Origin of the sequence: Peribacillus psychrosaccharolyticus ATCC 23296, assembly GCF_000305495.1 — a bacterium.
GTDB classification, from domain to species: Bacteria; Bacillota; Bacilli; order Bacillales; family DSM-1321; genus Peribacillus; species Peribacillus psychrosaccharolyticus.
This window is the reverse complement of sequence record NZ_AJTN02000061.1, coordinates 1-6,416: the sequence shown is the minus strand read 5'-3', so window position 1 is coordinate 6,416 and position 6,416 is coordinate 1. Positions and strand designations below refer to the sequence as shown.

The following is a 6,416-nucleotide window of genomic DNA, read 5'->3' as shown; positions in this document are numbered from 1 at the left end:
ATGCATTCCTGTAAAAAATTATTCGTGATAAAAAAAATTCCTTTCAGGATTTTCATTGTTTACAGATAGGAGGGCAGGAGAATAATTTATTTTTATAATGAGAGTATTTTTAGGCAGCTTTTCTTGTAACTAAAGGAGCAGGGTAGAAAAAAAGGAAATACGCTGATTTTTATTGAAATTTAACATAAACTTCTAAAGTATAGGTGAGGATTATATGGGGGAACAAGTATTTGTAGAAACAACGAGAGGAAGATTTGAAATCTTTACTCAAGGCGAAGGAGAGCCACTTTGTGTGACTCATTTATATTCGGAAATTTAATGAGACAGGCAATTACTTTGCAGAAACTTTTGTAAGTACAAATAAAGTGATCTTAGTTAATCTTAGAGAAGCAGGAAATTCAGAAAAAATCATCACAGCCATACGAATTTTGCTTGTTGGAATCTGTATTTGACTTAGAAGCAAATTCGTGGAGCATGAGGATTTAGTAAATGGGGATTTGCAGGTCATTCCACAGGAGTAATGTTAGGGGTTGTTTAAGGCATTTACTACTCAAACAATTTAAAATTTAACATTATTGGTGGCGCGGCTGCAAGATAATGCTAATATGGGGTAATTACTGGAGTTATTGATTGGAGTAGTGGAACTTATGGTGACCCACGATATGACTTATCTTTTGCTATTCGCCCTAAACCAACAGCCTTTGTAAATGAAATAGATAAACAAATCTTCCTGGAAGGCTATGGAGGTAAGATAATTGATAACGATGATTATGGTTATTTTGCCAACGGGTTATATGAGTTTTTTAAAAATAACATACTTATTCAACGGGGACGTTAAAAAGAATGGAGGAAACCCTATATATTAGGGCATCCTTTAAATTTCACACAAATATCAACATTAAATAATAACAGAGCCTTTTAATAAAAAACTGTTGACTCCTATTAGCTGGTTTAGTTGAATAACTGGTAACGCTGCTTCCTTTTGAAAGTGGCTTTTTTTATTTGGTCATAATAGCAACAATCTATACGAAAACAGCCAAAATTAAAAAAGAAGACTGTAGACAAACTCGCTTTCCACCCGAGTTTGTCTACAGTCTGAGAGAAAGCCTAAATGGCATGCTCTTTTTTAGACGGAAATCGTTGGCGGGGAAGCAGGTTTTCCTTGATCAGGAACGCGGAGTAAAAGAATGCCGCCAATAATGAATAAAATGATTAAGCTAAACAAGCCATTGCTGGTATTTCCCGTTAGTTGGGCGGTTATTCCGACCAGCACCGGGCCGAGTATAGCCGCGAATTTACCAATTATATTATAAAATCCAAAAAACTCATTAGACGATTGTTTAGGTATAAGTTTAGCATAATAAGACCTGCTCAATGCTTGAATCCCTCCCTGTGCGGATGCCACCATCATAGCAATTACCCAAAAATCAACAACCGTTTTTATAAAGTAAGCATAGATACAAATAAAGATGTAAATAAGAATGCCGGATAGAAGCATTTTCTTATCATTAAATCGCTCTGCCAGCCTGCCAAATAAAATGGTTAAGGGAGCACTAACGATTTGTGTGATAAATAAGACGAGCAGAAGACTAGTCGAATCAAGACCTAAATCGGTTCCAAAAACCGTAGCCATGGTCATAACTGTATTCACCCCATCTATGTAAAAGAAATAGGCTAGGAGGAACAGAAATAAGGCTCGGTAAGCCTTTATATTTTTTATCGTCGTCAAAAGCTTCTTAAAACTGGCTGTTACAGGGCGGGGAACACGATCTACATAATATTGTTGTTCGACATGTTTGATCATCGGAATGGTGAATAATCCCCACCATAAAGCAGTAATGGCAATGGCCGCTTGACTGGAAACAGTTACAGATAGTGGAATGACAGCCTGCTGTGACAAGATAATAAGTGCAATACCGATAATGAAAGGAACCGTGCTGCCTATATAGCCTAACGCAAAACCATTAGCAGAAATACGATGCATCCTATCTGAGCTGGTTACGTCGACAAGAAAAGCGTCATAGAAGATATTTGCACCTGCAAAGCCGATAGAAGTAAAAATAAAACAGATTAATAAAATCAACCATTCTTCATGTGGAATGACGGCCAGCATCATCGTAAATAGAACACCTAACGACACGAAAAAAATAAAAACCGTTTTTTAAAGCCTTTAAAATCCGCAAGCGTACCTAGAAGCGGCGCTAAAATCGCAATGAGAAGTGCGGCCAAAGAATTCGCATATCCCCAATAGGCAGTGGAAGTGGAGGCAGCAATTCCAGCATTAGTTGCCGATGATTTAAATAATAACGGGAAAATGGCTGTAACGACCACTATCGAATAAGCCGAATTTGCCCAATCGTAAAACGCCCAGCTTCGTTCAGGCACGGACATTTTTTTCATAACTTGCCCCCCTTTGAACGTTGTCAATATCCAATAACGCTTCGGTAATATTTCCATCCGTTTCACCGATATCTAAACCAAGAAGTCTAGCTAATGTGGGGCCAATATCAGTCAAATGCATATAAGGGATGATTCTGTTTGGACAAATGCCTTTACCCGAAGCCATTAAGAAGGTAGTATAATTTGGTTTTTCGGGTGAATAGCCATGTGCGCCAAACATATATTTTTTATTCGTCCTTACGTCAAATGCGGTCACATTCTTTTGATAATCACCTAGGTAATCCTCGATAAAATAATAGCCGGATCTTGCTTCAATCATAAAAGCACATTCGGGATCAGCGCCTTTTCTTCCTGCTTCTTCGCCAGTAAGGACATATTCTATTCCTTTAGAGGGATCAGCTGCTAATTTCGTGAGAATGTCTTTTACTGTTTTCATGGTTTGGGTATCAACAGGATGCTTGAGGTAAATATACGCTGAGCCGTCACAGCTCTTACAATAGGCCTTCCAATCAGTGATTTTGCCTTTTCGATTAACCGTAATCAAGTTTTCCTCATAAAGAATAACATTAGGACTTATTGCTTTATTTTCATCCAATGCACTATGATCCCCCAAAACAACTATAGTGGTTTCTGCTAATTCTCCTCTTTCTTCAAGGTCATCAAGAATACGACCAAGCCGTTTATCATGTCGATGAATCGCCTCAGTCGCTTCACTTGAAAAGACACCATTTTGATGTCTGTTTGTATCCAAATCTGTAAAATGAATAAGAAGTAAATCAGGCTTTTTGGTTTGCAGCGTATAGATGGTACATTCTAAAACAAAGTCATCTAATTCGGGTTGGTTTAGTCCATTACGGATATGGCCAAAGCGTTTGTTAAGATCCCATAAAAAAGCGGGTGTGCCGTTTAAGAGTGATACAGCTATTTGGTTATGCCATGGACGATTTGCAAATATCTCAGGCAGATTGTATTGAATACTTTTCGCCTTCCCTGTGACTGGCCACAACAGAGCAGCGGTTGTCAGGTTTGCTTTATAGGCTTCATCATATAATGTCGTACCTTTAATATTAGCACGGTACCAGTTCCAATCTGGAGAAGAAGCCCCCGGCTGCAGCAAGGTATTGTTAATTACTCCATGGCGTTTAGGGTAATTCCCAGTCACGATGGAGACATGACTTGGATAGGTCAACGAAGGATAAATAGCTTCAACATGCTGGACATATGAGCCTTCATTTAAGACACGTCGGAAATTCGGCAATGTTCTAATTAATTGATAGTCTGAAGAGGATAGGCAGTCAAAAGAGATGACAATCAAACGATTTGTAAGTGCTTTCATATTAAACCCTCCCAACTGATTAGGTTCCTGTTACCCCATCTTACTATTAATTAGGAAGTATTTGTAAAAATTTTCAAAGAAATACGGTCTATTTGATCATAGCTAGTAGTAATTATTGTAAAATTCGGATAATTATTTTATGCTTATATCAACAATTCTATGATTCTCCGTTCTTTTTTTTCTACTATATTGAAATGAAAGCAGGCGAATGTTAATGATGAATTTCGAATTAACCGAAGAGCAGCAAAGCGTAAAAAAGGTAGTAAGGAAGTTTGTTGATAAGGAAATTATTCCGTACATTCAAGAGTGGGATCGACAGGGAGCGTTTCAGCCATCTATTCTTAAGCGTCTGTCAGAGCTTGAATTAATGGGGGTCTGTATTCCAGAAGAATACGGCGGACTGGGAATGGATTATAATACGCTGGCAATTATTTGTGAGGAATTGGAACGAGGTGATACCGCCTATCGGACCGCTGTTTCGGTACATACCGGCTTAAACACCATGACCCTTTTGCAATGGGGCACAGAACAACAAAAGCAAACCTATTTAGTCCCCCAGGCAAAAGGACTTAAGGTTGGTGCATTTGGTTTGACGGAACCAAACGCAGGATCTGACGTAGCGGCTATGCAGACCACTGCTAAGCGTGAAGGGGATTATTATGTATTAAATGGTTCAAAGACGTGGATCTCTCTCTGTGATTATGCAGATCATTTTCTAGTGTTTGCGAAAACAGATCATGATTTAGGTTCAAAAGGGATTACTGCATTCATTGTAGAGCGTACTTTTGAAGGATTCGAATCAAAAGCAATTAAAGGGAAATTGGGGATTCGCGCGGGGAATACGGGAGAGATCTTTTTTAATGATGTGAAAGTGCCGGCTGCGAATCGTTTAGGAGAAGAAGGAGAAGGTTTCAAAATTGCCATGTCGGCGCTAGATAATGGGCGCTTTACCGTCGCGGCGGGTGCTGTCGGCCTGCTTGAAGCGAGCCTCGAGGCAAGTCTTAAATATTGTCATGAACGAAGTACATTTGGGAAAGAGATTGGCAAACATCAGCTAGTTCAGCAAATGATTGCGAAAATGAGTGCAAACTTAGAAATATCGCGGCTGCTGGTTTATAAAGCAGGAACCTTGAAAAACGAAGGAAAACGGAATACCAAAGAAACCTCACTCGCTAAGTGGATTGCCTGTAATGCAGCAAATGAAGCAGCAAATGACGCCGTTCAAATCCATGGTGCTTATGGATATAGTGATGAGTATCCAGTAGAACGATATCTTCGAAACTCGAAAGCACCTGTAATCTATGAAGGCACAAGAGAAATCCATACTGTGATGCAAGGTGAATACGCACTTGGATACAGAGAAGATAAGCCGCTCCGCAAACAATTGCCATCTTGGCCATTTGAAAAGGTAACAGTTCATTAAAGTAAGAAACTCTTAGTGCTGAATGGAGGGCGATGTCCAGATTTCAGCATTTTTTTTATGCGATTCGGTCGTAAAGAATTATGTAACAAATAATCTTTAGGGGATTTATTTGCTGCGGCCCCTAGTACCACTTCAGCTAATGCTATTAATTGGAGGCTGGCTATCTCCGCCATTGCTTTTCTCCCTTTTTCGCGATATGGTTATCATTTGAGACGGGAATATAGAAAAGCGATAAAGGGTGGGAAAAAAGTGGAGAAGCTTAACCGAGAACCGGTTTATATATATACCTTTGCATACAGTCCAGACGAAGTTTCCTTATGCCGGATGGAAATGCGTTCATTATTCGGCGTGGAATCGGAAACGAATATTATTAAAACGCCAATAGCGATAAATCCAAGCAGAAGTCCATTTATTAAAGAACGAATCGAAGTATTATTTGAAGGAGATACTCTTTCTGAAATTGTCGATCAGGCAGACCAAATAGAATTAGGTGAGACCACATTCAAGGTGTTGTATGTGAAAATTAATGACCTGGATCCTTCAGTGAAAATCGGGTATTGGGAAAGACGGAACATTGAACGTGATATCGGTTGGAAAGTTCAAGGATTAGCTGATGTTCAAAACCCCGACAAAATATTCGGGATTGTCACACTTGGCGGCCGTTGGTATTTAGGAAACTATATAAAAAGCGAGTCCGTATGGCTGCACCATCTAAAAAAACCACGTGAATATTCAACCGCTTTAAGTACACGTGTGGCGAGAGCAATTGTTAATATCGCTGTACCGAATCCAGAAGGAATCAAGGTTATTGACCCTTGCTGCGGAATCGGAACCGTATTAGTTGAAGCACTATCAATGGGGATCAATATTGTTGGTCGTGACATCAACCCGCTCGTTACAGATGGATCAAGAGAAAATATTGCCTACTTCGGCTTGCAGGGCGACGTCACAACAGGACCAATTGCTGATGTTACTGAAAAATACGATGTAGCCATTATCGATATGCCTTACAACCTATACACCCATGCAACGCCAGAAGACCAACTCTCAATTCTCAAGCATGCCCGAAGCTTCGCAGAAAAAGTCATCGTCGTAACCATCGAAACAATGGACGACATGATCAAAGAAGCAGGATACGAAATCACCGACCGCTGCGTCGCGAAAAAAGGAAACTTCTTAAGACAAATTGTAGTTTGTGTGTGAGGAGAAAAAAGAGGGCATTGGAATTCTGATGCCCTCTTTACTTTTAATAAATAG

General features: G+C 39.6%; 3 protein-coding genes and 1 pseudogene. 2 read left to right on the top strand and 2 right to left on the bottom strand.

Going from position 1 to position 6,416, the window contains the following annotated elements:
• Window positions 1-1,126: 1,126 nt before the first annotated feature.
• Both WYK_RS05435 and WYK_RS05430 read right to left on the bottom strand, forming a co-directional pair.
• Window positions 1,127-2,400: pseudogene (locus WYK_RS05435) on the bottom strand (MFS transporter).
• Window positions 2,378-3,736 carry an alkaline phosphatase family protein gene (locus WYK_RS05430; protein ID WP_051387328.1) on the bottom strand — a complete coding sequence of 453 codons (1,359 nt, stop codon included), beginning with the start codon at window positions 3,734-3,736 and terminating at the stop codon, window positions 2,378-2,380. The pseudogene WYK_RS05435 and the gene WYK_RS05430 overlap by 23 nt, the downstream one beginning before the upstream one ends.
• A gap of 217 nt (window positions 3,737-3,953) precedes the next feature.
• Between WYK_RS05430 and WYK_RS05425 the strand changes: the two genes are divergently transcribed.
• Window positions 3,954-5,159 carry an acyl-CoA dehydrogenase family protein gene (locus WYK_RS05425; RefSeq protein ID WP_040373568.1) on the top strand — a complete coding sequence of 402 codons (1,206 nt, stop codon included), beginning with the start codon at window positions 3,954-3,956 and terminating at the stop codon, window positions 5,157-5,159.
• A gap of 324 nt (window positions 5,160-5,483) precedes the next feature.
• Window positions 5,484-6,362: a TRM11 family SAM-dependent methyltransferase gene (locus tag WYK_RS05420; RefSeq protein ID WP_081704775.1), complete on the top strand. Its 879-nt coding sequence runs from the start codon at window positions 5,484-5,486 to the stop codon at window positions 6,360-6,362.
• The last annotated feature ends 54 nt before the right edge of the window (window positions 6,363-6,416 follow it).